The sequence below is a fragment of the Mesorhizobium sp. BR1-1-2 genome, assembly GCF_020165435.1.
Taxonomy (GTDB): domain Bacteria; phylum Pseudomonadota; class Alphaproteobacteria; order Rhizobiales; family Rhizobiaceae; genus Mesorhizobium.
The window spans coordinates 85,288-111,440 of record NZ_JAIUID010000015.1 but is presented as its reverse complement, the minus strand read 5'-3'; the positions used below and the strand labels follow the sequence as shown (position 1 = coordinate 111,440).

The window sequence follows — 26,153 nt, the reverse complement described above, 5'->3', positions numbered from 1 at the left end:
AATTCGTCGATTGGAACCGACGTCTTACACGGAAGCCACTTTCCTCGCCGACGACCGCACCACGGCTGCGTTGCAGCAGTCTATTTTTGCTTTGCGGCTTTGGCGTAGGCCTCACTGAAATAGGCCAGGAATATGTCCAGCATGCCATTTTCGTGTGCTTCCTCCATGGTCCGCCACATCGCGACATAGGCATCCCAGGCCTGGTTCTTCTTCGACGTAAACGAGGTAGGGGGAAGTTTCCTGCCGATCGCCTCAGGCGACAGGTCGTCAAGCAGCCGGGAGAGCGCGGCTTGCATTGCGGCATAGGTGGCAAGTTCGTGCGTCTTGAGATCACGGAATGCGTCTTCAATACTGCGCCTCGCATCAAGATAGCCGGCCCGGCGACGGGCGAACATGATTTCGAGGATGTCGTCGGTTCCTGGGACGAACTTCAGCGGATTGTTGTCGGCGGCGCTGATCATCGTCCGTTGTGGGCTCTTGGCCAGCATTTTCGCGGCCGCGCGCGCTTTCAGCAGCGCGCTCAGTTCCTCGACCACCGCCCGCAGCACCACGCCGATTTCGGCCGCGACTTCATGGCGGTCGCGTGATTGAAGCAATTCCGGCGAGATACCGGCTCCTATAGCAATTTCGCGCAGCACGTCGTCCCTGGTCGAAGGGAGAGGCGCAGGTCGCGACGAGGGCGGCGATCCAGGAACGCGCTGCTCGAGCCTTTGGTCAGCCGGAGTGACGATTGGCTCATCGGCGAATTCGAACGGCTTATCCGTCGCGACGGGCCTGTCTCGTTGCGTCGAACCGTGGCTTGGATGGCCTGTCGCGGCGCCCTCATCGTCGATGGATACGAAGATGACATAGCGGCCGATCAGCACCCGGTCGCCGTGGTCCAGCCGGTGCGTGCCGGTCATGCGCTGGTTTGACCCGTTGATATAGGTCCCGTTGCGCGAGACATCATGCAACCAAAACGCGCCTGACTCGTATCGAACCTCGCAGTGCCGGCCGGAGATGAACTTGGCAGGGTCCGGTAATGTCCAGTCACAGGCCTCCCGGCCGATTTCGAAACCACGATCGCGCGCCGCGTAGCGGGTCGAATTGCCAGCGGGTAGGGCGTCGGCATTGTTGATTTGCAGGCTGATGTACATCCTGGATCGCCGTCGATCGGTTACCGATATTATGCCATTGTAGCAGTTTGCGCGCACAACGGGACAGCAGCGTTTCGGGCTGCTTCATCGAGCGGGCAAGCTCCCATGATCATGCGGCCTCTTTGGTCAGCAGGACAACATGTGCTAGGCTCATCACGGTCTGGGTGAGGTGGGTCCAACAGAAGTTCCTTAACAGGTTGCGGGACCTTTGAATCCACCACAGCAGCGGCCGCGTCCAGGAGGGGCACGACCATGCCGAACGAACGTGCCACCGTTGTCAAGACACCGGTCGGCTCCGAGTTGTTGACCTTCACGCATCTTGTCGGGCGCGATGAGATCAGCCGTTGTTTTGCCTACACGGTCGGGTTCGTGAGCACCGACTCCAATATTGATCCGCTGAAGATGCTGGGTGGCCCGGTCTCGATCGAAGGTGAATCCGATCCGAAGCGCTGGTTCAGTGGCATCGTATCCGAGTTTCGGCTCACCGGGATTGAGGATCGGCTGGCCTACTATGAGGCAGTCATCAGGCCGTGGCTTTGGTTTCTCGGCAACACCAGCGATTGCCGGATCTTCCAGAACAAGAGCGTCGTCGACATCGTCAAGGACATCTTCAAGAAATACAGCGCGGCGGAATTCGATCTGCGCCTGCAGGGGTCCTATCCCCCGCGCGAATATTGCGTGCAGTACGATGAGACCGATTTGGACTTCGTCCAGCGGCTGCTCGAGCATGAGGGCATCTTATATTTCTTCGAGCACGATGACGGCAAGCACACGCTTGTCCTGGCTGACGCGATGAGCAAGCTGAAGCCTGCGCCAGGCTACGAGAAAGTGCTCTACAACTTTGAAGGTCAAGGTTCCCGGCGCGATGTCGAGTACATCACCGAATGGATACCGGGCAGTTCGGTGCGCCCAGGGGCTTATGCCCACACCGATTATGATTTCAAGAAGCCGGGCGCCGACCTCATGGCCAAGTCGGCCCAGCCGTTCAGTCACAAACTGGCTGCGGGCGAGAACTACCGCCAGCCCGGCGCTCATCTCGAAGTGGGCCGGGGCGACAGCCTGGCTGCGGTCCGGCGCGAGGAAATTCAGGCCGTGCACCAGCGCATCGCTGCCGTAGGGACCGTGCGAGGCCTCTATTCGGGTTGCACATTCAAGCTTGATGGCTTTCCGCGCGAAGACCAGAACCAGCAATATCTTGTGGTCAGCGCCGAATACAGGCTGTTCGACCCTGGCTACAGGGCTCATGCCGACGTCGACAGCGAGAACTTCCAGGTGATCCTTGGCCTGGCGCCGACCGCCTTGCCCTATCGTCCGCCACGGATCACGCCACGGCCAATCATGCGCGGGCCGCAGACGGCGACGGTGGTCGGTCCATCCGGCGAGGAGATATTCACCGACAAATATGCCCGCGTGAAGGTGCAGTTTCATTGGGACCGGCTGGGCAAGAAGGATGAGAACAGTTCCTGCTTCGTGCGCGTATCGCAGACCTGGGCCGGTAGCGGCTGGGGGTTCATCCAGATACCGCGCATCGGCCAGGAGGTGATCGTCGATTTCATTGAGGGAGACCCGGACCTGCCGATCATCACCGGCCGGGTCTACAACGCCTCCCAGATGCCACCTTACGGGCTGCCGGGCAGCGCCACGCAGTCCGGCTGGAAATCGGATTCCTCCAAAGGCGGCGGCGGCTACAACGAACTGATGTTCGAGGATAAGGCCGGCTCCGAACTGGTCAATTTCCAGGCGCAGAAGGACCACAACCTTCTGATCAAGCACGACCGCACCAAGCTCGTGCAGCACGACCAGTCCGACCGTATCGACCACGACGCCAAGCACTCAGTCGGCCACAACCTCGACGAGGACGTCGGCAACAACAAGACGGTCAAGGTCGGCGTCGACCAGACCACCAACATCGGCAACAACGACACCGAGACAGTGGGTGTCAACCGTTCGCTGACGGTCGGATCGAACGAGACCATCAGCATCGGTTCGAACTCGACTGAAACGATTGGTGCCAATCACACGCAGACTGTGGCGATCGTCCAGACGGTGAGCGTAGGCGCGGCCCGGGTTGATTCGGTCGGTGCATCCGAGACGCGAAGCGTCGGGGCGGTGCAGACGAACACGATCGGCGCGTCGCGGTCGGTGACCGTTGGTGCGGCGCAAAGCCATGACATCGGGGCCGCGGATAGCTGGAACATCGCGGCGGCGCAAACCGTCAATGTAGGCGCCGACCAGAGCGTTACTATTGGCAGCGCCCAGACTTTCAGCGTCGGCGCGGCGCGCAGCGCCAGCATCGCGGACGACGATTCCACAAGCGTCGGAGGGGCTCATTCGCTGAGCGTCGCAAAGGATAGTTCGATCAGCATCGACAAGAATAGCTCGATCAAGATAAGCAAGAAGCTGGTGATCGACGCGGGCGACGAGATCCTGATCCAGTGCGGCTCGGCCAAAATCATGATGAAGAAAGACGGCACGATCGGCATTGAGGGCAAGGATATTTCGGTCAAGGCGTCTGGCAAGATCAGCATCAAAGCATCGAGCGATATTACCATGAAGGGCTCGAAGATTGCGGAGAATTAAGGGTGCAGCGATGAGCGACGTTCGCGAACGCATTGACGGTGTGGTGATCGGCATCTTTCTCGGTTTCGACGATGCCGCGTCGCCGCTGGTGGTATTCCCGGGCAATCCGGAAGAGACAGCCTTGCCCGCGCGCAGCCTGACCGCCCTGACGTCCGATATGATCGGCTCCGAGGTGGCTTTGCTCTTTCACGAGGGTGACCCCGCCAAGCCGCTTATCGTCGGCCGCGTCGTCGAACCGGCACGGAAGACCGCTGCGCCGCAAGTCGTGAGAGACGGCGAGCGCGTTCGCATCATCGGGGAAGAGCGCATCGAACTACGTTGCGGCAAGGCGACGATCCTGATGGAAAAAGACGGCCGCATCACCATTCGCGGCACTTTTGTCACCAGCCAGGCGAGCGCCGCCAATCGTATCCGTGGCGGATCGATCGATCTCAACTGATGTTGGCGCAGAAACCAGAAGGGGCACCGGAGCAGCGGCAAATAGTACCGGATGTCGTCAGACAGCACGCCGAGCAGGCCGCGTTCTTCTGGGCGCAGCGCGACACGCTGATGGAGGATGATCCGCCGGATCTTCATGTGGTCGCCGGCATCGACCGGCGCTTGGAAGCCAACCTGGATGGTCTGCGTATCGCTGGACCGGCCGCTTGGCCGTTTGTAGTGGCGGCGTATGAGGACTTCCCAGAAAAGGGCGAATTGTTCCTCTATGGATGGATGGCGATCGAGCAGGGTGACGGCTCCCGAATTGCCGAGGCGGTAGAGATGGCCCGCACATCCGGAGACGACGCCTACGGCCTGATCGGCGCGCTGGCATGGCACAAGGCAAAGACGATCGCCCCGCTGGTGCGCGATTGGATCGGCTCCCCGGATGCCTTCAAGCGATTTCTCGGCGTGTCCGCTTGCCTGGAACATCGAGTCGATCCAAAGCAGATGCTCGGCCGCCTTGTTCGCGATCCCGACGTCCGCGTGCGCGCCACAAGCCTGCGCCTTGCCGGAACATTGAGGCGGGCAGACCTCGTGCAAGAGATGTCCGAAGCACTTGAGGCGGACCATGAACGGGTGCGGATATGGAGCGCCTGGTCGCTCAACGAGCTTGGCTCGGGCGATCTGGCACAACCGGAACTGAAGAGACAGGTGCTGGCGAATGGACCAGATGCGTTTGCGGCACTCAGAGCACTGGTCAAGGCCGGGCCCGAAGCGGAGGTACGCGCTTTCATGGGCGGCTTGCTCAAATCACCCGAGACCGCGCCGCTCGCCGTGCGCGGAGCGGGCATGCTGGGCGACCGCACGATCCTGCACTGGCTGATGCATCAGATGCGCACGCCTGCACTTGCCGTGGCGGCGGGTGGTGCGCTCCTGGAAACCTTCCCGGAAGCGCGCAGTGTGGACGGGCTGTTCACGCTCGACCCGGCTGAGCTTGGCCCGGCCTTCGAGGAGCACTTTGGGGATTTTGGCGTGAAGGTGCCAGTGGCGGAGAAGGTGAAGGGGTGGGGTTCTATCCTGTCTTGAATATGTCGTCCGGCACCCAGGCCGAAGCCCTGCCGAAGCGATGCAGCCAGTCGTCCGTTGTGCCCGGGTTGTTGAAAAACCCCTCGCCGTCGAGCGGACCCGTATCGGCCTCGGACAGCACGAAGTCTGAAATGGCCTCCCCATAGGCGCGATAGCCGGAAGCGCCCTCCGCCTGCCTATTGACATCGAGCGGCACGGGCCTGTTGCCGATCACATGAACGTCCGCGAATCGTTGCCGGGTCGAACGAATCCCGGATTCCTGGAAACTGGCGCCACGAGACAAAGGCAGATCGTTGGTTGAGGTCAACTCGTGACCGATGAGATTTATCCAGCACGGCGACTTCAGCCGATGCTTCATGTGCCTCGGACACATGTCCAGCATGTCGATGTCGATGCCCAGATATCTGCGCGAGTGGGTATAAATCTTGGTAAAGGCGGCATAGGGCAACACCGGATTGAAACCAAAGACCGGCCCGCCGTGCCCGCTCAGCAATTCGATTTCTTCGGCGAACTGCCTCGCCAGGGCGACGAGCACGTTGGGGTCGGATTCCAGTGGCACCAAGACCCGAGCATAGGAAAAAAGGCCTTCACCGGCATACTTCTCACGGACGATTGTCAGACTCCATGATCCAAGTGGGTCGTCGATCTCACGGCCGTCCCACAACCGGGCGACAAAGGCACGGTCTTCCCGGATCCGCTTTCGCACCGGCTCGAAGAATGGCATCGGCATGCCGTCCGCCTGCGCCTCACGCCCGGAACGAGTAAGGGCCGGCTCAGAAAGCCGAGACCAGACAGGAAGCTCCGAGATCCTGAAGAACTTGAGCTGTTCCGGCGGACAGAAGGCGAGAAATATCCTGACGATCCGCTCGAAGTTCGGGACGGTCACACGCCACGGATACACCGTCACCTCGAACGCGATCCTGGCTAGATCGTCCGCAATCTTGCGCTGAAGGTCGAGCAGGGTCTCCGACATCGCTAATCTTCCTCGCCCGGATCGACGCCCTCCTTTTCCTGCCGGATCAGGTAGTCGAGCGTGTCTATGCGATCACGCAGGAAATCCGCGAATGTGTCGAACACGTCTTCCCGATCGACGTTGTCGTACGACACGAACTTTCCGGCGTCGGGGCCCTTCGGGAAATAGAACAGCATGTCGTCGACGCCCGGCGCGATCAGGATCGGCAGCGCGCCGGACTTGATCGGATTCTCGTCACTGAACTGATCGAAAAGGCCCGAACGTCCGCGCAGTATCTTGACCGTCTCCGGATTATTGCGATTGCCTATGCCGAGCAGTGGCGCATCGCCCTCAAACCCGGGCCACCCATCGTGCAGAAGCAGGAAGGCGCGATAGTCCTCGGGCAGGACATAGCCGATCTCCTTCTCGAAACGCCGAATGTCCTGCTCCGTAGCCGGCGGATTGGGCGGGTCGCTCAGGTTCTCGTCGAGGGCCAGAAGATCGTATTCCTTGCTTCGTTGTTGGAACTGTTCAATGAGTTCGGGCAGCGTCAGCATTTCTGATCTCCTTTACAGCAGGTTCCCTTGACCCCAGTGTGCTTGTTCGGTCCGCTGGTTTTTAACTGCCTCATGCAGGTACCCGACCATTCGTTGGCTCCCTGCGACATCCAAACCAAATTGCTAGTGCTGGTCGGAAGCCCGTTATGCTGGATCTCGATCATGTGATCCGGGCTGTAGCCCTTGAAGTCGTTTGCCTTCGCGTCTGCAAGCGTCTCCTCGGCACACTTCTTCGACATGGGATGGAAACCCATGTCTTCCGGCTTCCCCACGCCGCCGGCGCCCCGATCGTCACGTGCGTAGCGGTTGATCGATTTGCACGCATTGTTACCCGCTGTGCGGTTGGCCTTATATGCTTTTCCAGCCTTTTTGACTGTCCTGCTGCCCTTGCCTTTCACTGCGTCGTCGTAGTTCGCGATCTTTCCGCAGATTTCTTCCTTCTGGCACTTGCTGAGTTCCTCGCCATCATAGCTTGCGTTCGCGCAATCGAGGCATAAATTGCCGTCGTCGTCAGTCCAGGTCGATGGGTCCAGATTGCCGCCCAGATCGACCGTGTTCTTGTCGTTATGAAACTTCTTATCAGTGTGGCGGCAGGCGTTCTTGCCATCCATCGTCACGTCGAAGGAATAGGTGATCCAATCCGTCGCCTTCTTGAACACGTTGGACTTCACGCCACCAACCGTGCCCGGTTCGTCGCCGGTGCTCATTCCGTATTGCGAGCCCTTGATGGCGATCATCTTGCCGCCCTTGGCAAAGACGGTCGTCGTTCCGTCCTTCAGCGTTCCCTGGTTCGCGAAGTTGGGGTAAGGTAACGGCACCGGGCCACCGGGGGTCGGCGTCTTACAGACATCGGGAATCGTCGCGATCGAAATGCCGATTGTACCCTTGTAGGTCAGGCCTAGGCTGTTAACGACGATATGACTGGGCATCAGGCGGCTCTCCTTGGTCCACCCAGCAGCACGGCGGCGCGGGAGCCTTTTTCGGAACTAGCCCAGATCAGCGACAGCGGCCCATTCTGGTAGTTGCGCGCTTCGGCCTCGGTTATCAAGCTCACGAACAGCGGACCGGACGCAGCGCCGACATCGCCCCAACAGTCGGCTGGCGTCTCGAAATCCGCTGCATTCTTGAAGTGCCCGGGGTTGCGGATAACCGCGAAACCATACTCGTTACCGCGATAGCGTTCACCGTTCATGTCGCAGATGATGCGATCGACCGGATCGATCGGCCCATCTTGGAACAGAAAACGGAAGGCCGTGCCAAGGCCTTCGCCCAATACCACCGTCTCGGTCTTAATCCTGTTTTCCTCACTCGCAATCGAGGAGCCGACGATTTCGAGCAGCGGGTGAAGCCCAGAGGCACGCGCCGTGGCCAGCGTCGTCAGCAGGGTAAACCCCGCCGCCTCGCCTGGACAGAAGCCATAGATATTGCCCTCCGAATGAAGCTGCTCGTTTTCGTCAAGCCACTCCAATGTTTCGGGTTCGAGATATGTATCGACGCCACCAGCGAGGCAGAATTTAGCCCTGCCTTCGCGCAACGACTTGCAAGCGTGATAGATCGCGAGCAAGCCTCCGGCATGGCCGCCCGCGGTCGAGCCCCCACCTGTCAAAGCGACATGCTGCGCCAACCGCTTACGGAGCCGCGTGTCGACTTGCGCGGCGAAGCCATCCGGCTGACCAGGCCGGGACTCACCTGTCGACAGGATGAGCGTAACCTCGGCACGGCCCGATCCCAGAAGCGGCCCTAGCGCTTGAATGGCCGGCGACACTGCAATCTCAACAGCCCGGTCAGGTCCGCGCAGATCGACGTCGACGCCAGTATCGCGAGTTACCTTCATCCGCTCGCCGAACCGGTCGATCATATAGGGATGGTCCTGAATGGCGGAAATTCCGGCGCGGACTGCCGCAGCACTTGAGGTCGCGTCGAAACCCAGTGGTGTACGCGCCCCCACGCCCACGACGACAATCGTGTCTCCCTTGACCATCATTCGTCTTCGTCCGCTAGCCAGATCCCGGTCGTCGCGATTGTTGGAGAAATGCCGGTACGCTCACGCACCCTGAGGGTAGTCATCTTCAGGCGCTCCTCGTCGTAAGGCACTGCCAGGGTCGACATCCATGCGATCGAGAACTGCCTGAGGTCAGGTTTGATGCGCAGCGTATGGATGGTGGCTTCACCGTTTTCGCGATCCGGACGATTGTAGAACTGCGTTGTAATTTCGAAGGTGATCCGCGGCAGAAGGAACTGCCAAAAACCATTCTCAGTGAAGTTACCTAGCCGCACATGCTCATAGCCGATGAGCGGCGTCTTGGTTTGTTGGTCCTCTGGCGCACATTGGTAATACATGCGGCTGAAATCGCGGGGCAAAAGCGGATCGCGCGTTTTCTCCCAGTCATCACCATAAGTACCGGCATACTTCATACGCGGCTGCCAGTGTCGTGCCACTGGCCCAAAACCTGCCGGTTTGCCGCTTCTGTGGTCGCGATAGGGAGCATCTGGGTACTCAAAGTTAGGTCCGGTCTTGCTGATCAGCCGCTGTGGATCGACAGCAAAGCCGGCGCCGACCGGATTACGCTGATCCCAATCCGGCTTCGATGCCTCCATGTCCGTCCCACCATAAGTTCGCCGCCAGCTGATCGGGATTCTCGTGAAAGGTTCAGGGCTGCTCATCCGCACTGAAATCGGGCCCGGCATGAAAACTCGATCGCCGATTACTTTCACCGTCTTGTCGATGTCACCGATTTTTATGCGCGCGGCACTCTCGATGCTGGGGCGCCCACCGGGCGCATGGACGTGCCCTTCGATCAGGATGTCGGTGTGCTTCTTCTCCAGATTGAGGTCCGTGTCGTCGAGAAGCTCATTCGGATCCGCGCCATAGACGGGCGCCAGGTTGACCGGCGTCTGTTCCTTCAGCAGCCGCTGTTTGCCGTCGGGATCGATCTCGAACGACGCCTTGATTGCGATCAGCCAGACCTCATGTCCGCGCTCGTCACGCGTCCAGCTTTCCTGGGCGGCAAATGGCGTCTGGTTGGACAGTATCCACATTTGAAACCACGTATCCTTACGCGGTGGTGAAACAGCGGGCCTTCAACTGTCTTGGCAATATCTGCATCAACTGGTCTCCCAACTGGCGGCGAATATCTGTTCCAGCGTCGCTTGCGGCGATTGCGGATCGATGTCGAAAATATCCGAACGGGCGGTCCACATCACCATGTCGCTGATGACTTCTTCGCTTTGCTCGACGTGCGGCACCGGCAGTCCGGCCAGCGTGGCATCCAGTTCGTCGGGTGTCAGCTCGCCCTGTTGGGCGGCGATGGCCGCCTCTTCGATGCCGGAGAACCACGCCTCGGCCTCAGTCAGCCGAACGGGAGCTTCAGCAAGCGGCGCAACGACGGTCAAAGGGAACTGTCGGCCAACTCTGTCGGCACTTTGCAAAATGATGCCCGCCGATGCGCCGAAGGAAGCCGGGCCGGCCAGAAAGCGCAGCGCGGTGCTGCGCGGCCACGCCTCCGAGCCGATCAGCGAAACGATATGCTGCGCTAGCCAGCGGTCCCAGTTGCGAACAAAGTCCCCCGGCAGCCGCCGCGCCACGAAATCGCCGGTGGCGGGCATTTTGCCGTAGAAGCCGGGCAGGGTCATATCTGCGGTGGACATGAGAATTTCTTGAACATTTCCAAATTGTAGGGATTTTCGACGCTCGCGGCCTTGAGCTCGAAATCGGCCCACATTCCCTTCGTGCCCAGGCGCAGGCTGTAGACATCGGTCAGCGAAGTGCCGGTGAAGCGGCCGCTGCGCAGCATTCTGAGCCACGCCCAGCTGCCGGTCTCGTTGAGCAGGATCTCGGGCGATCCGTCGATCGGCTGGAAGGCGAGCGAAATGACGCCGGTGCCGTCCTTACCGGGCCACGTCATTGGTTGCGGCCTCGTAGCGTTGTTGTAGTAGACGAGATTCTGGCCATCGAGATTGAGCGTGACACGGGTCACGTTCGGGGAAAGATCCTTCGGTTCCAGCGTGAAGCTCATCACCGGTCCGGTGCCGCCGGGAAAGAGGTCGTCGCGGATGTGCCTGGCCTGTTCGAAGGCTGCCAGAGCCGAAGGATCGAGGCCGAAATCGGCGCGCCATTTCCATGGCTGGCCGGTCGTATCGACATAGTTGATCAGGTGATCGTTGATGAAGCCGTCGATCAGTCCGGCCGGTCCGAACAGCCTGGCGAAATCACGCACATTGACGTCGACCGCACTGTCTTCACTGAAGGGATAGCGATCGTTCAGCGCTGCCTGGCAGAAAGGCAGTATGTCGGCGCGCCAGATGGCGTTGAGTTCTGAAGTGACCGCCTTCTGGGTCAAATTGCTGGTGTCGCCGGCAATCCCGCCCAGCCAACTGTTGATGGGGTCGGGAAGGATCTGAGCCTGCCTGGCGACCGCACCGGTGAGTTCGGCAAGGCCGCCCTGCTTTTTGATCGCGTCCTGCGGGTTGGGGTTGGCGGTGACCGTCTGCAGCACGTTCGAAAGCGCGGTCAGCGCTACAACGGCGGCGTCCAGTGCCGGCGGCTGCCCGTCGACCTCGGCGATGGTGCTCTTGAGCGGTTTGAAATGCTCGGCCACCAGATTTCCGGTGAGATCCACCTGGTCGGCGGAGCCGGCGCGGGGAAGCAGCTTGGCACCTGATGTCGCCAGCTTGCCGAGCTTGCCCAGCTTGCCGAGCAGCTTCGAAGCGCCCTTGGTCGCCGCCTTGTTGTCGGCAGGCGCGTCATCGGAGCGCGTCAGTTCGGTCTCCTGGACGACCGCCGTAAGCAGCCGCTTCAGCGCCGAATCCGCGCTCGAAAGGTCTTTCAGATTTTCGCTGGCGACATTGAGATCGGTCAATGGCGCGAGCCTCATGTCCCGCAAGAAGCTGTCCCATTGCGCAATGTAGTCGTCATAGTAGAGCTTTAGAATATCCTCGGACAGCGCCGAAACGGAGGTCTCGGCGTTTTCCGAGCAGCCGCCCGCGAAAACGGCACGATCGAGCGCCGCCTGGGCGGCGACATCGTCGATGCGGTCGAGAATGACGTCGTGGAAGCCGGAATAGGTGAAAGCTCCCGAAATGCCAACGCGAAGTGTCTTGCCGGAACGCCGCGCAAACACCTTGCCCCCGTTTGGGCCGGCGAAATTGGCCGGTATCCATTCCTTCAGCCCGGTCACTGCGGGGTCGGCCAGCAACTGCTTGTAGCCACGTGCCGGCAACGAAATGGTGCACACCGTTTTGAGCGCTTCGGCAAACAGGGCCTGGTCCGGTGCGATATAACTTTCATCGACGGTCATCCGCCGGATGGCGGCAAGCTGATGCTCTTCGGCATCGGCTGTCGGAAATGGTGCCGCGGCGGCGAATTCGGGCAAGCTGTTCACCCACCAGTTCTGGGCGTAGTCGGCATCCATCTGCGACAGGCCGGTCATCATGCGATAGGTCTTGAGCGCACCGAGCATGAAATCTGGATCGCGAATCTGTCGCCACATCGTCGCCTCGAGCAGTGCCACCATCCGTGGTTCGAGCAAGTTACGCAGAGCGTGATCGTAGGTGTCGGCCTGTGCTCTGGCCAGTTCCGCCGAGGCTGATGGGCCTAGCAGATCCTGAGCCGCGCCCGGCGGTGGTGTGCGAGCGTTGGCAACCGCATCCATCGCCTCGAGCGCCCCATCCATGGCAGGTTGCTCAACCGATGCAGGGTTTGCGGCAATTGCGGTCAGCGGCTCTTGCAGCGCCTCGAACTGGCTCGCCTGGGCCGCGATCGCGTTGCGGTTGTCAAAGTAGGCCCAGGCGAACAGCCCACCAGCCAGCAACGCCGCCGCCGCGCAACCAGCAGCCGCACCCCGCCAGATCCAGGCGCGGCGGCGTTGCGCCAGCGGGTCAAACGTGCCGAGACCTGCTTCCTTGAAGATGATTTCGGTGAGCAGGTTCTTCAGGAAGAAGCTGCGCTTCTCGACCCTTGGTGCGGGCAGGGCCCGCCGGGGCGCAAGGCCGAAGGAAGAAGACAGCGCGGCGGTCAGCCGGTCGATGGGTGCCCCTTCCTGCGTTGCCGATGTCAGATAGAGGCCACGCAGCCAGGCGGCCTCCTCATACCTGCTTTCGCCGAACATCGCTTCGACCAGCACCTGGATCGGTTCGGACAGGCTTGCGAGCTGGGCAGGAAACCGGAAGATCTCGGCACGGGCGGCGAGTTTGTCTTCGTCCTCCAGGCGTGGCACCAGGCGCCGCTCGAGCTCAGTCGCGAGCGTTGAGATTTCGCGCTCGATGGTCTTGGCATCCACACGTGCGTTTAGCGCGAAGGTCGCTCCCCATACCTGCTCGCGCGAGGCGGTGGACAAGCCGCCGAAGAAAGCCTCGAAACCCTTGATCAGGTCGGCCTTGGTCAGCATCAGATAGACCGGCAGCCGGATTTCGAGCCGGTCGTTGAGCTCGGCCAACCGGCGGCGGATCTTGCGGCCATGCGCCTTGATGGTTTCGTCGCCTTCCGAAAGCACGTCAATCGAAAGCGCGACGATCACACCGTTCAGCGCGCGCCGGCCCCGGTGTTTCTTCAAAAGGTCGAGGAAGCCCAGCCATTCCGCCGCGTCGACATCGGGCTGGCTCTCCTGTTGGACATAGCGACCGGCAGTATCGATCAAAACCGCGTTCTCGGAAAAGAACCAGTCGCAGTTGCGTGTGCCCCCGACCCCCTGCAAATCGTCGGTAAGGTCGATCGGAAAGTTCAGCCCGGACTGCCGCAAGGCCGTGGTTTTTCCGGTCGCCGGCGGCCCAACGATGACGTACCATGGCATCTCGCGCAGAAACTTGCGCCCGCCCAGCTTGCGACGCTTCAGTTCGGCCATCACATCAGCGAACTTGGCACCGACGGCAGCGACGTTCTCTTCGCCCGGGCTAAGCGGCTTTTCCACCGCCGGCGCGGCAATCTCGGCGACGAACAGGCGGTTGGCACGGATTGCCCGGCGCTGGGCGACGATCAGCCAGACCAACCAGAAAATGACCAGCAGCGCGATGATGACGATGCGCACATTCTCGGAGGCGAAGGGCTCGTAGGGACCGACCCTGACGATCGGACCGAAGATCCAGATTACCAAGGAAAGCAGGGTGAGGCCGATCAGCGTCCACAGCCAGCGCGAAGTCAGGACTGCCCAGATGAAGCGCAGGATGAACATCTCACAGCCTCTTTTCGACCATCACCTCGACGCGGCGGTTCAAGGCTCGCCCCTCGCGCGTGCTGTCGCTGGCCACGGGATCGGTGGCCGCCCGGCCCTCGGAATGCACCCGGTCCTGCGGCACTCCGTTCTGGACCAGCATGTCGGCGATCGTGCGGGCGCGAGCCTCGGACAGGCGCTGGTTGGTAGACAGCGGATTGGATTTTTGTAGTGGAACGCTGTCTGTATGACCGACCACCGTGATGTTTCCGATCAGCTCCTGATTGGCGAGGATCACCTTGGCGATCGACCCGATCAGGGGCTCGAAGCCGTCGGTCAGTTGTGGCCGCGACGACTGGAACAGTTCGGGATTGGAAGCCTGGATGATCAGCTTGGCAAGCGAAACGCTCTCGGTGCCGGTGAGGGCAGATTTTAGCTCGGCCGGTGCGGCGGCCTGAAATTCCGGCAACAGCGCAAAATCCACTTTCTCCGGTGGCGGGGCATCGACCTTGGGCGACGCACGGATGATGTCGCCGCGCGCAGGCGGGGGCAGGGCGCGAACAAGTGCGGACAGCTCGACCGCCTGGCTGCTCAATCCCATTGACAGCCCGATATGGATCGCTGTGGCAATAACCGCCGCGCCGAGCGCCATAACCCAGATCGGCACGATGAAGCGCTGCGGCTCGTCGGACGCGATGACACCTTTCCAGTTTGGCGCCAGCGGCGCGCCTTCGGCATCGGCATCACGCAGGACGCGGGCGGCCGCCAAGCGAACGGCATTGAGCGAGCGGTCGCCTGACCGGCCAGGCACACGATATTTGCCACGGAAGCCGAGCGCCAGGCAATCATACTGCAGCTCAAGCAATTCGCGATCCCGGTTCGGATGGCGCTCAAGTTCGTCGAGACGCGTGAAGAATTGCGTGCCGGCATCGACATCGCCGCGCAGCATGACCACGAGCGGCTGCCGCGGCCAGGCGCTGGCGCCGCCCCATGGCGTGTTCAGGGCCAGGTCGTCGAGCAAGGCCGCCACCAGCCAGGCTGCCTTGTCGGCCCGCTCCATCGAGGACCCCGTTGACATTGCAGTGTCGCGTGCACGAACCAGTTCTTCGAGCAATCGGGTCCGCAATATTTCCGGATTTTCTGGCGGAAGCGCGCTCTCAAGCTCGGGAGCGAACTCGAGCAACGGCGCGAATGCGTTGACAAGCGCATTCGGGTGGGTGCGAGACCGCTTTACTGGCGCCCCCGGCAAAAGGGGCGCCAGGGGCCGCGGCATCGGGGCGCCACTCAATTTTATGCGAGTGCGTTCGCGATCCTCCGACAGTCCGAAAGGATCATCGCCGCTCATCATCTCACCTGTTCACCGAATAGCAGTCCACCTGCGGCTCGGTTGGCAACACGCCCGAAACGCCGATGACGAAGCCTGGTGCATCGAGCAGCGACGCCCAATGCTCACTTTTCTGGTCCAGCTCGAGGCACAATCGATCGCCATCGTAAGGAATTTCGCGTGGCTGGGAATGAAGCGGTTTCAGCGGAATGCCGGGCAAGCGCGATTTCCACAGGCCCTCGAACTGGTCGGCCGAACCGACGGTTGCCTGATTGACGAAGATCTTTCGCAACGCATCCTCCGACAGCTCAGAACCGACCCGGATGACGATCCGGCTGGCCACCAGCAGTTTCGGGTTGTCGATGCGAACCTTCCAGACATTGGTCGAGTGCCGCATGACAGGCAGGGCGCGCGATTTCGGCTCGATGTAACGCAGGCTGAGAATGAGCGAGCGCAGGGCATCCGCCAGCGCCGAATAAGCAGGGCCGGGCGCCATGTGATCGTAAGCGGGCAACTCTCCCAACCGCCGCGCGCTCGATCCGTAAGTTGCCATCGAACCGGCGAGCCCGGCGAGCTCCAGATAGAGCTCGGCCGGATGGAAGACATCTTGCGCCAGCATGTGAGCCAATCGCGGACGCGCCGCATTGGCGAGATTGAGCATCAACAGATCTTCGACACTGCGCCCAGGCCCGCCCATGACCATCTTGCCATGCGCCTCGGCGATCTGGTCGAGGCCGGTGACAACTTCCAGAAGCAGTTGCCGATACCAGGCCACCGCGCCGGTAACCAGTGCCGGTGGCAGGAAGGCCTCGTCCAGAGAGACGCCGCCATCGGCCCGAACTCCCTTGAGCTCGGCTACCGGCAAGGCGGTGTAGCCCCCGACCGACTTGCCAGGTGCAAGCAGCAGCGCCTGCGGACGGGCGATTTCGATTTCTTCAGGATCCGAACCGCCCTGGACAGCGTCGCGCACGGAAACGATCCGCCCATGATAGCGCGCTCCCGAGGCGGCGGCGTGTGCCGGATCGAAGCCGACACCACCGGGAGGCTCCAGCGGCAAGGCGACCAGCACCGGCCCTGCGCCCGTGTCGGGGGTTACCGGCAGCGGTCGCGGCGCGTCCATCAAATCTGGAATGGAAAAAGGTGTCCCATCCGGGAAGATGCCCCGGGCCGACAGGATCGCGACCTGGCCGGCCTCCAGCAATGCCTGGTCCAGCGTCAGCTGTCGAAAGCCGAACGTATGCAGTTGTCCGGCCTGCAACGCGCCGCGCACCGTCGCCTCGAAGAAGCGATCCTGCTGCTGGAAATGCTGGGTTCGCAGGAAAAGTCCTTCGGACCATAGCACCCTGTTTGCATCGCTCATGCCGCTATTCTCTGCATTGAGCTCCCCTTGCCTTGGCTGCTAGGCGGAGATGCCGCCGCTGCCCAACGTGACATTGATGGTGAATTGCGATCCCGGCGACACTGACTTGGTTGTCCGCCAGTTCCTGCCGCCAGGTTCGCGGATCAGTGCAACGAAGCCCAGAGCCGTCGCGTCCGGCTCGACCGTGATGGTCTTGGATGCGGATTTTCCCGGCGCAACGGCGATCTGGTCGGACCCGATAAGATCTCCTGCGAGTGCGCTGCCGGCATCCCCCTGCAGCGCAAAGTAGTCAGCGGAATTGAATTTGCCGGTACTTTTCAAGCGCATCACGAGGACCGTCACCGGCCGGTCGCCGCCACCTGGCCCCGGGTTCATCCCGGCCGCGCCGCTCACATTGACGGTGATCACCGACGGCTTTGGCGGACCGCTCTGGCACGCCGCAAGCAGCCCGGTCGCGCCTAGGGCAATCATCAATTCACGTCGGTCGATCATGGCTCACTCCTCCTCATATGCCTCTCGAAAATCAGTACCGATTTCCCCAAGGAAACTTTTTTCCGCGCTCTCGGCAATTTCACGATGGCGTTTCTGATAGAGCTCCCACAGCTTGGCGCCGCGCCCGCCAGAAAGCAGGGTGCCGATCGCCGAATTCGATTTCAGCTCTTCCTCGATCACTGCCGGGTCAAAACGATCAATCATCCGTCGCAAAGCGGCCTGTATGCCTCGCCAGGCGCGCACGTGATGTTGCGCCAGATCGCGAATTGCATCGGCGATTGCCGCCTCACCGGCGAGAAATCCGGGGCTGCGCTCGGCGATAAGCGTCACGATGGCGTCGTCGACCGTGGGCAGAAACTTGAGCGGGTTGACTTCGGAGGCCCCGACCATTGTCTGGGCGACGCGGGCGTTTCCTTTCTCCTCGGTCCGTTTGCGCAGAAGCTGCATGAGGCCTTCCATCATCAGCCGGTATTCGCGGCCGAACTTTTCCATTTCCGCGATGCTGTCGCGCCCGGGGAAATCGGCTTCCTCGACGCCCATGCCGTGCAGGAATGCGGAGCGAAGCGCCATCTCCCCCAGCTGCGCCGTTGCCGCCGGGCGGCCAGATTCAGAAGCAGCACCTGCGTGCGATAGAGGCACGACATCGGCTGGTTGCCTGGCCAGATCCCAAGGACTGGCGGATTGCGAGGGTTGGGCGCGCTCGCGCTGTCCGGTCGAGCCGGTGCCGCCTGCCGAACTGGGCGTCGAGATCGGTCCGAAACCAAAATCATCGTTGAAATCGGGCAGCTTTCCAGCAGCGGTATCGGCTCCGCGGCTGGGAGAGGGGGATGGGTTGAGGCTGAACGGGTCCGCCTGGTTCGCCGCGTTATCCGGCTCGAGATAAGCGGCCGCATTATTTGACACCGGCGTTGAAACCGGATCGAGGCTGAACGGGTCATCGAAAGCAGGCGAGCTGCGCTGGCTGGCGCGCTCGAACGCGCCAGGGATCGGCTGCTCGAACGGGTTCGGCAGGTCGGCCGGTCGTGGCCGTGGCGGCACTTCCTCGACCTTTGCGGAAAAGAAGTCATCGCCGCCGATGCTCACTGGCGCCCGCGATGCCGGCGGCAGGCGTTCTGCAACCGGCTGGCTGGCCGGGGATGCTTGAGCGGTTGGCGGCTGCTCATCGACATAAACGACATAGTCGCCCAGTCTCAGCCGCATGCCGCTTTGAAGGCGCGTCGACTTGCCCGGACCGAGCGGGCTGTGAGCATCGTTTATGAACAACCCGCTGCTCGACGTGTCGGTAACGAAATATCCGTCTCGCCCGCCTGAGATCTTGCAATGAGCGCGCGAAACGAACATGTCGGGATCGTCGATCTGCCAGCCAGCGTCCGCGCTGCGGCCGATCACCAGCTCACCGTCGTCCAAGCGAGTCTGCCGTACCGCCTGGGTGCGTGGCCCTTGCTCCAGCGTCAGCAGCAGGCTCATGCCGCGACCCTCGCCATTTCCGGCCGCCATCCGACGATTGTCTGCAGCCGCATATCGTCAGCATCGCCCCTTTCAGCGGGCCGCGCAAGCCAGGCGGTTCGGCCAAGTTGTACCGCTCCGATACGGGGCGGCGGCACGGCATCACGCGCAAGCACGATGCGCAGGTCGACATCGAGCGATTCCCCGACCATTTCGCGAACGGCCTGCTTGAACAGTTTGAGCCGCTGACTGCCAGGCAGGAATGCCTTGAAATCATCATACTTCAGCGGGCCGACCCGCAGTTCGATCCTGCTTTGGCGGCTGAAAACGCGTGGGCCGATCGTCGCCCCCCGGCCGAGCGCTGCATAGGCTTTTGCAAGGCAGGTCTGGAGGCCGGCTGGTATGGTTGTCCAGGCGGCGACGAATTCCTTGATCTGTACTGGTACCTTGAACGCTTCGGCCAGGAACAGCGTCAATCGTTCCGGGCCCTCGACCTGGCTGGCAAGCGAAGCCGCCTGGCGAAGCTTCACCGTATCGAGCTCGATGTTCTGGGTGCCGGGAAGGCCGATCCCAGCCATGGCCGCAAGCATGGCGCGAATGCGCCCACCGACCGCGCGTTCGACCTGTACGGCCGGTTGCGCATCCGCCCACGCCCGATAATAGAGGGCGATCATGCGGTGTTGCAGAATGTTGACGAAGTCCACGAAGGTCGTATCGCTGGTCAGCTGTGCGTCGGCGCCTGCGAACCAGCGCTGCGACAGGCGGTCGAGCACCCAGCGCGTCAGATGCAGCGGCATTGGACCCTCAGGTCCCAACAGACCGAGATTTGCAATCGTGACCCGGGCCGGCTTGCCGTCCTCGGCTCCCCGGAAATGAACCAGATCCCGCGCGGAAAAGGCGAGGCGCACATGCTGGCCAAGCCGTGCCGGCTCACGGTCGAGGCGGCCTGAATGGCCGAAAAGGCCGTTGCCCTGTTCGAGACGGCGCAGCAGTTCGAAAAAGTCGAACCCTTCAAACAGAGCTTCGGCGGTGCTTGGGGTGGGCTTGTCTAGATCAGGTAGCGATTGCCGGGCGTCATCGGCCATGGCACATCCTCCTGCTTCTGCAGCAGCCGCGTGCGGGTCCGCACGAAGCCGTTTATTCCGACATAGCGGGCAAACAGCCGTGCCAGCAAGGCCGAAAGCAGCAAGGTGCTTTGGCCGGCCAGGACCGATTCATCGACGTGCAACGTCACCTCAGTACCGCGTCCGAAGCACATCGGCCCATTGATCTGCAGCCGTTCGACGACGGGCCGGGAATCGACGCGCACGATCGAATGGACGTTGCGAGCAAGGCTCGGATCGCCGCGGTCGGCGTAGATGTCGAGCAGCGCATGCAACGGGTCGACGCCGCGGCCATCCTTGGCGAGGCTGACGAAGTTGAGCATGAGCTGTGCGATCAATCGCCAGGCTAGGTCGTCGGCGCGCGATTCACCGTCGGCCCCTGTGGGCAGTGCCGCAGGGACCGCCGGCTGCGGTGGACGCAAGGCTCCAAGAAGCCTGACGGTTTCGACCGGGTCGCCGGCCTCCAGCGTCAACGTCGGACTGTCGTCGAGGATCGGCAGGTCACGATTGGTACAAAGAGCCAGGACGTCGAGACGCTTCAGCGGCCGGTTCGCCGGAGTGGCAAGCGGCCGCGATACGGCCAGGAAAACATCGTCGCCGGTGTATGACGTGCGGGTCAGCCCGTCGCGCCGTTCCTCTTCCGTCGCCCGCCGCGGTCGCCGCTCGGTTGAGTAGACCCAGCCACTGCCGCTGTTCTGCCCCAGGCTGAAGAGTTCGGGAATTTCGGCCTCGTTGCCTTCCGTGTCGGCGTCCTCGACGCGGATGATCCGATAGATTTCAAAGTCGCGCGCGCGCGTTCGGTCTGCATGCAACACCTGGCGTGTCTTGCGCGCATCGACCTCGACCACGTTGCACTCACGTTCGAACAGATTGATGATCGGCGTTGCGAAAAGTTCGAAGTCCGCCGGCGTCAGATCGGCCAACTCGGGCACCGGACGCCTGAACAGGAAAACGATCTCAAGCCCAGCGTCGCATCGACGCACGATGGGCTGTAGCCCCGAAACGCGCACATAGTGGAAGCGCTCGGGCATCATGAAGTATTCGCGCAGCAGGCGGTATCCCTCGAATGTCGGGCGGGTGCGCGGCATCAGGGCTTCGTCGTCGCTGATGCCGACCATGTCTGGTGCCGGCAAGGGCGAGAACGGGTTGGTGTTGCCTTGCGCGCGTGCGCCAACGGTCGAGCAAGTGCCGAAAATCGCGTCGAACAGCAGCGACGCCTTGGTGCGCCTTGCAAAATAGAGGTCGAGCCGGTCGAGCGCCAATTCGTGAAGCTTGCCCTTTCCGGTCCGGGCCAGCGTGATGCGGAGCGCCGCCTCGCCGTGCACACCGCCGATCGTGGCTATGCCGCCTGCCGCCAAGGCGCTGCGGTCTTGGAAATAGCTGACTGAATTAATCGCTATCGGCCATAGGGTCACTTCTTGCGCGGTCGAGAAAGTGCAGCGCGTCGACAGGCCGGGCTGCAGGCTGGAAACCAGCCGCGTGTTGCGCTTGACGACATGGCCGTCGAGCATGGTCTGCACCTGCTGGCCCGGCTTTAGCACCACCATCGCCGTTGCTGGCGCCGGCGTGATCAGATCAGGATAAAGGACGTCGAGGACACTGCGCGAGAATCGCGAACGCTCGGCGTCGACCTTCAGCCGGGTGCGCGCGGCAAGGAAAGCTACGCCGTCCAGCAGCCGCTCGACATAGGGGTCCGGACAGGGGACCGTGTCGAGGGAAAGGTTGCGCGCCACCGCCGGGTGCATGTCGGCAAATTCCGCCGCAAGGCCGCGGATATGGGTTAGTTCCTCCTCGTAATATTCGACGAAGACCCTATCCATGTCAGGCGTCCCTGATTTCGGTCCGCGCCAAGCCGTTATCAAGATTAATCGTGGTGCGCAGGCGCATGCGTTCCGGCGTCGGCGTCATGATCAGCACACCGTCAATCTCGATCTTCAGGCCCATGGTCTTGTCGCCAAGGGTGACCGTGACCTTTGTCTCCCTATCCTTGAGGCGCGGCTCGAAAGTGGCGAGCACCGCGCGGATCTCACGCGCCAGCACATCGCGATCAAAGTCGCGCGACGACCGGCCCGAAAAGGACGGCACGCCGTAATTGACCACACTTCGGCGCACCTCCGGAAAGTCGGCAAGCGAAGGTGGGTTGTCCGACACTTGTTCATTTTCCAAATCGGACAGAAGCGGTGTGGCCTCGAATCGCTCGGTGTTGAAGAGCGCCTCGATGTCACGCCGCACCGCTTCCCTGAGCACACGGGCCGATACCACCACGCGACGGCCTTCGATCTCGAGGCGGTGCTGGGTCTGAAAGGAAAATCGATGCAGGCGGCGTTTCTGGTCCGCTGTCAGTTCCGCATCCGCATCGATGGTCCGTGCACTGCCGGCAACGAGGCTATCGAAACGGTCCGCGCCAAGCTCGTCCCGCAAGACTTGGCGCAGCCCGTCTATCTCCGAGGTCAGGCCTGGCAGGTCATTGACGAGGCGATCCCAAAGCGACGGCTGGACGGCCTCGCTTTTTGCTCGCAAGCTGCCCGTGAGCTGCTGCCTGCCCGCGCCTGGCCGCCGTACCTCACTTGCCGACATAGACATCCATTTCGGCTTCATCATTGCCGTCATAGACGAACTTGATTTTCTTATAGGCGAAGCTGACAGCTTCCTCGATCAGGTCTTCCTCATCCTCGGCCTGCGACATGTCGTACTCCATGATCGAAGCATCGGTGAGGGTAACGACCAGATAATCCTTGGTCTCGCCATCGATTGTCCTGCGTGCCGAGAACACCACTTCGTCGAGGGCCTTGTTCTCGAACAAAGCCTTTTTCAGATAGGGCGATGATTTGTCGTAATGTTTGATGAACTTGATCATGCCCATGGACACGCGGCCTCGACGTGAGAGCGAATTCGGGTCATAGGGTGCGACCATCTTGTAGTCGACGCCATGGATTTCGATCTCGTCGTCGTGACCATCGCGGGTGCTGGGGCCTTTGATGTCGGGAACCTTCAGAAAACCGTCAATCTTCACTGGCATTGTCTCTCTCCACCACGTTCAAAACCAAGATGTTGTTGCTGCAGATCAAGTCTTAACGGAGGGCAGTTCCGACACCAGCCGCAGCGAGGCGTTGATGCCCTCCAACTGGTAATGCGGGCGCAAAGCGAAGGTGGCATTGTAGTAGCCCGGCCGCCCCTCCACGCTGTTCACTGTAACCTCCGCGGCAGCAAGCGGACGCTTGGCGCGCGCCTTGTCGTCTGCGAAGGCCGGGTTGGCCAACACGTAGCGGTTGATCCATTCCGTCAGCCATATCTGCATGTCGGAGCGCTCCTTGAACGAGCCGACCTTGTCGCGCGCAATCGCCTTGAGATAGTGCGCAAAGCGTGAAACCGGGAACAGATAGGGCAGATTGGCGCTCAGGCGCTCATTGGCCTGCGCATCGGGATCGACCAGCCGCCCCGCCCGTGTTTCGTCGTCCTGTAGCGAGTGCGCGCCGATGAAGGCCGCAAGATCGGTATTCTTTCGATGCAGGATCGGCATCAGGCCAAGCTTGGCAAGCTCCGCCTCACGCCGGTCATCGATGGCGACTTCGGTCGGGCATTTCATCGCTACTGACCCATCATCGGTGGGGAAGCTATGCACCGGCAGGTTGAGGACCGTGCCGCCATTCTCGACCCCGCGGATCTGGGTGCCCCAGCCAAACAACTTGTGACTGCGGTTGATGTTGACGCCCATCGGGAAGGCGGCGTTCATCCAGACATATTTGTTGTGGTCGCCGTGCACCTCTTCCTCGAATGTGAAACCCTTTACCGGAACGGTCTCGGTGCCGTAGGGCAGCCGTGCCAGGACGCGGGGCATGGTCAGGCCGATGTAGCGGGCATCCTCACTTTCGCGAAGTGACTGCCACGAGGCGTAGGCCGCGTTGGAGACGATCTGCTGCAGGTCTTGCGGGTTCGGCAATTCTTGCCAACTGTCCATACGGAACAGGCGCGGCGAGGCAGCCGCGATAAACGGCGTGTGCGCCGAGGCACAAATGCCGGAGATATTGCGCAGCAGACCCACGTCGCGCGGGTGGTTGGAGAATTCATAGGCGCCGATCACACAGCCGATCGGCTCGCCGCCAAGCATCGAATACTCGTCTGTGTAGACTTTCTTGAAGATCGGGCTCTGATCCCACATCTGACCTTCATAGTCTTCGAGCGTGTCGGCCAGTTGCTCCTTGGAAATGTTCATCACCCGAATTTTCAGCTTCTGATCCGTCTCGGTGTTGTTGATAAGATACCAGAGGCCGCGCCAAGTGCCTTCCATCTCGCGCACTTCCGGCGCGTGCAGGATCTCGTTGACCTGTGTCGTCAGCACCTTGTCGATGCCGGCGATCAGCGATTTGATCGACTTGATGGCATTGGACGAAATGGTCGTGGTTTCGGAACGCGACTGCGCCGCGAGCGCGAGATTGCGCACGAGTTGCTGCAGCTTCTCGCTGTCGTCCTTCTTGACCTTGAAATCCTTCTCGAGGAGCCCGCTGAATTCTCCAAGGTCTATGGCTTCGGCCTCGGCGGCGACGTCGGCGGTTTTTTGCTGTTCAGCCATGATCTATTCTCCCGTCTTGTCGTCGTCGGCCAGCGCCTGGCCGGCGATCTTGCCAAGAAGCGGCTCGTTGTTCAGCAGCTGCGCAATGCGCTTTTCGGCATCGACGCGGCCATCCATGAAGCCCAGCAATTCCTCGAGTTGACGACGCATCTTGAGGATCTCGGCCAGTTGCGGAACCTGCTCGGCGATCTTGTCGGGGGCGAAATCGCCCATTCTGGTAAAGGTGAGATCGAGCGCCAGTTCCTCGTCGCGCTCCTGGCCTTCGGCCTGCGGCAGCGTGTTCCTCACCCGGGCTTTGACCCGAGGCCCGAGCGCCTCCATGAACTTGGGGAAGCGGTTCGCGTCGGTCTCGACAAAGGAGCGGTCCAGCACCGACTTTGACGCTTCCTTGGTTTGCGAAGCGCCGGAAAGGTCGGCCATCACGCCCATGACAAACGGCAGTTCGATCGTCGTCGGGCTGCCATAGGTTTCCACGTCATAGGAGATCTGCACGCGCGGCGCACGATTTCGTTCGATGACCTTGGATTTGCTTTCAGCTGGCATGTGTTGTTACCTTTCATCCTTCTGAGCCGTCTTCTTGACGTCTGGAACGCCGGCAAGAAGCCGGAATTCCTTCAGCCCCGAAGGGGCGAGATCTTCCATCAGTTCAACGAAATCCATGTGCACCATTCGGCGCACGCGCCGCGCCAGATGCGGGATCGGGCTGGACGGTTCGGTGCGGTCATAGAAGGCGACCACGAGGTCGAGGCATTTGACGACGTCATCGCGCGACGAGATCCGGTCGGGCAGGCCGCCGCTGCCGGACTCTGCGTTGCCTGCCACGCTTGCCATCGTGTCGGCTCCATAACCGTTGCGAACAGCTGTTGCCGGTTCTGCGGGCGCTTGCACCGGTTTGGCCGCGCCATTCCCCGCGGCGCCGGCTGCCGAATTCCGTTCGAGAGTCGTCAGCAAACGTTGCAGAAACCGCTTTAATTCCGGAACGCTAGCGCCACCGCCTCCAAGGCGGGCGTTGAGGGCGCTGTCGACTGCATCGAGGCCGGCGATCGCGGCGCGGGCGTCGGCGAGGAGCGACATCATTTCTGCCGCGGCCTGTTCGATCTGCGCCGTGCACGCGCTGCGCACCCGGTTGACCAACTGCCCGTGCTCGCTTGCGAGTTTCGCCTTTTCTGCCATGTTCAGTCCCGAAGCAGCCTCCTGAAGCATGACCCGCTCGTCGAGCGAACCCTTCTCCAGATCCTCGCCCAGGACAGATCCGATGGAACGCGGCGCAAAGAAGGTCATTTTCCGCAAATCTTTGAGCAGGCCATTCTGGCTGTTCTGAAGGTCAGTAAGCGCGTTGATGCGGCGCAATGCGGCGTCGCGCGGCGTAGCGCCCGGTCGCAAGGCCGGATGCATGGTCGCCCAATGCTGATCGAAGGTTTGCGCTATGAGGGTCAGGCCGTCGGCTAGACCGGCCAGGCGGTACTCGTTGGCCAGAGCACGCGTGACAATGACGAGAAGGCGCAAATCCCGGCCGTGTGGGCGCAGCTCTTCGGCCTTTGTGAGCACGGCGGGCCAGTCGATCGGAACGTCGACTTCCGTGTTTTTGCTGCCCCGGAACTCGATCTTTTTCTGCTGCTCCGTCAGGCGCTCCAGCTCATGGAAGGCCGGATCGTTGCGCAAATCTCCCCCTGACGGATTTTCACCGTCGAGCGGAGTAAGCCAAAGTGCGACATCAATCACACAGACCCCCAGCGACCGGCCCTCAACGGCACCTAACCCAACGTTACCACACTGACGTGCCGTACGCCAATTAAGCCGCCGCTTAAAAATTAACGAAAGCTGACCAACCGCGTGTTCGCGATGTGGAGGGCTTGGCGAGACTGCCCAACACAGTCGGTAAAATGCCCCCATGGATGCACGAATTCGTCTGCCGCCAGTCGTCCGAGCTTCCAAAGGCTGACGGCACCGAACCACCGGCGCGCCCGCATCCATCGGGCGCT

The 26,153-nt window shown here is 61.5% G+C and carries 22 protein-coding genes; 3 read left to right on the top strand and 19 right to left on the bottom strand.

All coding sequences use genetic code 11. The features are described 5' to 3' along the window. Nucleotides 1–80: 80 nt before the first annotated feature. Nucleotides 81–1,136: a type VI secretion system-associated FHA domain protein TagH gene (gene tagH / locus LB551_RS25165; RefSeq protein WP_224660840.1), complete on the bottom strand. Its 1,056-nt coding sequence runs from the start codon at nt 1,134–1,136 to the stop codon at nt 81–83. Nucleotides 1,137–1,388: 252 nt separating this feature from the next. Between tagH (LB551_RS25165) and LB551_RS25160 the strand changes: the two genes are divergently transcribed. The 3 genes from LB551_RS25160 to LB551_RS25150 are packed head-to-tail and all read left to right on the top strand — an operon-like array spanning nt 1,389 to nt 5,222. Next, nucleotides 1,389–3,716, top strand: a complete 2,328-nt coding sequence (locus tag LB551_RS25160; RefSeq protein ID WP_224660838.1) for a type VI secretion system Vgr family protein — start codon at nt 1,389–1,391, stop codon at nt 3,714–3,716. Between the two features lie 10 nt (nt 3,717–3,726). After that, nucleotides 3,727–4,155: a DUF6484 domain-containing protein gene (locus LB551_RS25155; RefSeq protein WP_224660836.1), complete on the top strand. Its 429-nt coding sequence runs from the start codon at nt 3,727–3,729 to the stop codon at nt 4,153–4,155. Beyond that, nucleotides 4,155–5,222, top strand: a complete 1,068-nt coding sequence (locus LB551_RS25150) for a HEAT repeat domain-containing protein (protein WP_224660834.1) — start codon at nt 4,155–4,157, stop codon at nt 5,220–5,222. The genes LB551_RS25155 and LB551_RS25150 overlap by 1 nt, the downstream gene beginning before the upstream one ends. Here LB551_RS25150 and LB551_RS25145 read toward each other — a convergent pair. The 18 genes from LB551_RS25145 to tssA form a co-directional block, all read right to left on the bottom strand. Beyond that, complete coding sequence (locus LB551_RS25145; RefSeq protein ID WP_224660832.1) at nt 5,209–6,195, bottom strand: type VI immunity family protein; 987 nt, start codon at nt 6,193–6,195, stop codon at nt 5,209–5,211. The genes LB551_RS25150 and LB551_RS25145 overlap by 14 nt on opposite strands. Nucleotides 6,196–6,197: 2 nt before the next feature. Next, nucleotides 6,198–6,731 (bottom strand): SMI1/KNR4 family protein, encoded by a 534-nt coding sequence (locus LB551_RS25140; protein WP_224660830.1) that lies wholly within the window; start codon nt 6,729–6,731, stop codon nt 6,198–6,200. Then, complete coding sequence (locus LB551_RS25135) at nt 6,725–7,660, bottom strand: DUF4150 domain-containing protein (protein ID WP_224660827.1); 936 nt, start codon at nt 7,658–7,660, stop codon at nt 6,725–6,727. The genes LB551_RS25140 and LB551_RS25135 overlap by 7 nt, the downstream gene beginning before the upstream one ends. Beyond that, nucleotides 7,660–8,715, bottom strand: a complete 1,056-nt coding sequence (locus LB551_RS25130; protein WP_224660824.1) for a beta-ketoacyl synthase N-terminal-like domain-containing protein — start codon at nt 8,713–8,715, stop codon at nt 7,660–7,662. Before LB551_RS25130 ends, LB551_RS25135 begins: the two co-directional genes overlap by 1 nt. Next, the gene (locus LB551_RS25125) at nt 8,712–9,770 is read right to left on the bottom strand and encodes a DUF2169 domain-containing protein (RefSeq protein ID WP_224660822.1); all 1,059 of its coding nucleotides are present in this window, start codon (nt 9,768–9,770) and stop codon (nt 8,712–8,714) included. The genes LB551_RS25130 and LB551_RS25125 overlap by 4 nt, the downstream gene beginning before the upstream one ends. 66 nt (nt 9,771–9,836) lie before the next feature. Then, nucleotides 9,837–10,379, bottom strand: coding sequence for a type VI secretion system-associated protein TagF (gene tagF, locus LB551_RS25120; protein WP_224660821.1), 543 nt, complete (start codon nt 10,377–10,379; stop codon nt 9,837–9,839). Beyond that, complete coding sequence (tssM, locus tag LB551_RS25115) at nt 10,361–13,897, bottom strand: type VI secretion system membrane subunit TssM (RefSeq protein ID WP_224660819.1); 3,537 nt, start codon at nt 13,895–13,897, stop codon at nt 10,361–10,363. Before tssM ends, tagF begins: the two co-directional genes overlap by 19 nt. A gap of 1 nt (nt 13,898) precedes the next feature. Further along, nucleotides 13,899–15,221: a type IVB secretion system protein IcmH/DotU gene (gene icmH / locus LB551_RS25110; protein ID WP_224660817.1), complete on the bottom strand. Its 1,323-nt coding sequence runs from the start codon at nt 15,219–15,221 to the stop codon at nt 13,899–13,901. Between the two features lie 4 nt (nt 15,222–15,225). Further along, nucleotides 15,226–16,560, bottom strand: coding sequence for a type VI secretion system baseplate subunit TssK (gene tssK, locus LB551_RS25105; RefSeq protein ID WP_224660815.1), 1,335 nt, complete (start codon nt 16,558–16,560; stop codon nt 15,226–15,228). Between the two features lie 39 nt (nt 16,561–16,599). Further along, nucleotides 16,600–17,052 (bottom strand): type VI secretion system lipoprotein TssJ, encoded by a 453-nt coding sequence (gene tssJ / locus LB551_RS25100; RefSeq protein WP_140552893.1) that lies wholly within the window; start codon nt 17,050–17,052, stop codon nt 16,600–16,602. A gap of 3 nt (nt 17,053–17,055) precedes the next feature. After that, nucleotides 17,056–18,519 (bottom strand): type VI secretion system-associated FHA domain protein TagH, encoded by a 1,464-nt coding sequence (gene tagH / locus LB551_RS25095; RefSeq protein ID WP_224660813.1) that lies wholly within the window; start codon nt 18,517–18,519, stop codon nt 17,056–17,058. Beyond that, a complete protein-coding gene (tssG, locus tag LB551_RS25090) occupies nt 18,516–19,583 on the bottom strand; it encodes a type VI secretion system baseplate subunit TssG (protein WP_224660811.1) in 1,068 nt (355 codons plus the stop codon). Before tssG ends, tagH (LB551_RS25095) begins: the two co-directional genes overlap by 4 nt. Beyond that, nucleotides 19,547–21,421, bottom strand: coding sequence for a type VI secretion system baseplate subunit TssF (gene tssF / locus LB551_RS25085; protein WP_224628706.1), 1,875 nt, complete (start codon nt 21,419–21,421; stop codon nt 19,547–19,549). Before tssF ends, tssG begins: the two co-directional genes overlap by 37 nt. A 1-nt stretch (nt 21,422) precedes the next feature. Beyond that, a complete protein-coding gene (gene tssE / locus LB551_RS25080) occupies nt 21,423–22,178 on the bottom strand; it encodes a type VI secretion system baseplate subunit TssE (RefSeq protein WP_224660872.1) in 756 nt (251 codons plus the stop codon). Beyond that, nucleotides 22,165–22,620, bottom strand: coding sequence for an Hcp family type VI secretion system effector (locus LB551_RS25075; RefSeq protein ID WP_140552897.1), 456 nt, complete (start codon nt 22,618–22,620; stop codon nt 22,165–22,167). The genes tssE and LB551_RS25075 overlap by 14 nt, the downstream gene beginning before the upstream one ends. 45 nt (nt 22,621–22,665) lie before the next feature. Next, nucleotides 22,666–24,171 (bottom strand): type VI secretion system contractile sheath large subunit, encoded by a 1,506-nt coding sequence (gene tssC, locus LB551_RS25070; RefSeq protein WP_140552898.1) that lies wholly within the window; start codon nt 24,169–24,171, stop codon nt 22,666–22,668. A gap of 3 nt (nt 24,172–24,174) precedes the next feature. Then, nucleotides 24,175–24,714 carry a type VI secretion system contractile sheath small subunit gene (gene tssB, locus LB551_RS25065; protein ID WP_224660809.1) on the bottom strand — a complete coding sequence of 180 codons (540 nt, stop codon included), beginning with the start codon at nt 24,712–24,714 and terminating at the stop codon, nt 24,175–24,177. Nucleotides 24,715–24,720: 6 nt separating this feature from the next. Beyond that, a complete protein-coding gene (tssA, locus tag LB551_RS25060; protein WP_224660808.1) occupies nt 24,721–25,893 on the bottom strand; it encodes a type VI secretion system protein TssA in 1,173 nt (390 codons plus the stop codon). Between the last annotated feature and the right edge of the window lie 260 nt (nt 25,894–26,153).

Bases quoted from the DNA above. Each gene is read 5' to 3' on its own strand.
- LB551_RS25145 (WP_224660832.1), bottom strand. From the start codon at position 6,195: ATGTCGGAGACCCTGCTCGACCTTCAGCGCAAGATTGCGGACGATCTA.
- LB551_RS25150 (WP_224660834.1), top strand. From the start codon at position 4,155: ATGTTGGCGCAGAAACCAGAAGGGGCACCGGAGCAGCGGCAAATAGTA.
- LB551_RS25125 (WP_224660822.1), bottom strand. From the start codon at position 9,770: ATGTGGATACTGTCCAACCAGACGCCATTTGCCGCCCAGGAAAGCTGG.
- LB551_RS25140 (WP_224660830.1), bottom strand. From the start codon at position 6,731: ATGCTGACGCTGCCCGAACTCATTGAACAGTTCCAACAACGAAGCAAG.
- tssE (WP_224660872.1), bottom strand. From the start codon at position 22,178: ATGTCGGCAAGTGAGGTACGGCGGCCAGGCGCGGGCAGGCAGCAGCTC.
- tssF (WP_224628706.1), bottom strand. From the start codon at position 21,421: ATGGATAGGGTCTTCGTCGAATATTACGAGGAGGAACTAACCCATATC.
- LB551_RS25130 (WP_224660824.1), bottom strand. From the start codon at position 8,715: ATGATGGTCAAGGGAGACACGATTGTCGTCGTGGGCGTGGGGGCGCGT.
- tssC (WP_140552898.1), bottom strand. From the start codon at position 24,171: ATGGCTGAACAGCAAAAAACCGCCGACGTCGCCGCCGAGGCCGAAGCC.
- LB551_RS25160 (WP_224660838.1), top strand. From the start codon at position 1,389: ATGCCGAACGAACGTGCCACCGTTGTCAAGACACCGGTCGGCTCCGAG.
- tagH (WP_224660813.1), bottom strand. From the start codon at position 18,519: ATGAGCCTGCTGCTGACGCTGGAGCAAGGGCCACGCACCCAGGCGGTA.
- tssJ (WP_140552893.1), bottom strand. From the start codon at position 17,052: ATGATCGACCGACGTGAATTGATGATTGCCCTAGGCGCGACCGGGCTG.
- tssB (WP_224660809.1), bottom strand. From the start codon at position 24,714: ATGCCAGCTGAAAGCAAATCCAAGGTCATCGAACGAAATCGTGCGCCG.
- LB551_RS25155 (WP_224660836.1), top strand. From the start codon at position 3,727: ATGAGCGACGTTCGCGAACGCATTGACGGTGTGGTGATCGGCATCTTT.
- tssK (WP_224660815.1), bottom strand. From the start codon at position 16,560: ATGAGCGATGCAAACAGGGTGCTATGGTCCGAAGGACTTTTCCTGCGA.
- tssG (WP_224660811.1), bottom strand. From the start codon at position 19,583: ATGGCCGATGACGCCCGGCAATCGCTACCTGATCTAGACAAGCCCACC.
- icmH (WP_224660817.1), bottom strand. From the start codon at position 15,221: ATGAGCGGCGATGATCCTTTCGGACTGTCGGAGGATCGCGAACGCACT.
- LB551_RS25135 (WP_224660827.1), bottom strand. From the start codon at position 7,660: ATGCCCAGTCATATCGTCGTTAACAGCCTAGGCCTGACCTACAAGGGT.
- tagF (WP_224660821.1), bottom strand. From the start codon at position 10,379: ATGTCCACCGCAGATATGACCCTGCCCGGCTTCTACGGCAAAATGCCC.
- LB551_RS25075 (WP_140552897.1), bottom strand. From the start codon at position 22,620: ATGCCAGTGAAGATTGACGGTTTTCTGAAGGTTCCCGACATCAAAGGC.
- tagH (WP_224660840.1), bottom strand. From the start codon at position 1,136: ATGTACATCAGCCTGCAAATCAACAATGCCGACGCCCTACCCGCTGGC.
- tssM (WP_224660819.1), bottom strand. From the start codon at position 13,897: ATGTTCATCCTGCGCTTCATCTGGGCAGTCCTGACTTCGCGCTGGCTG.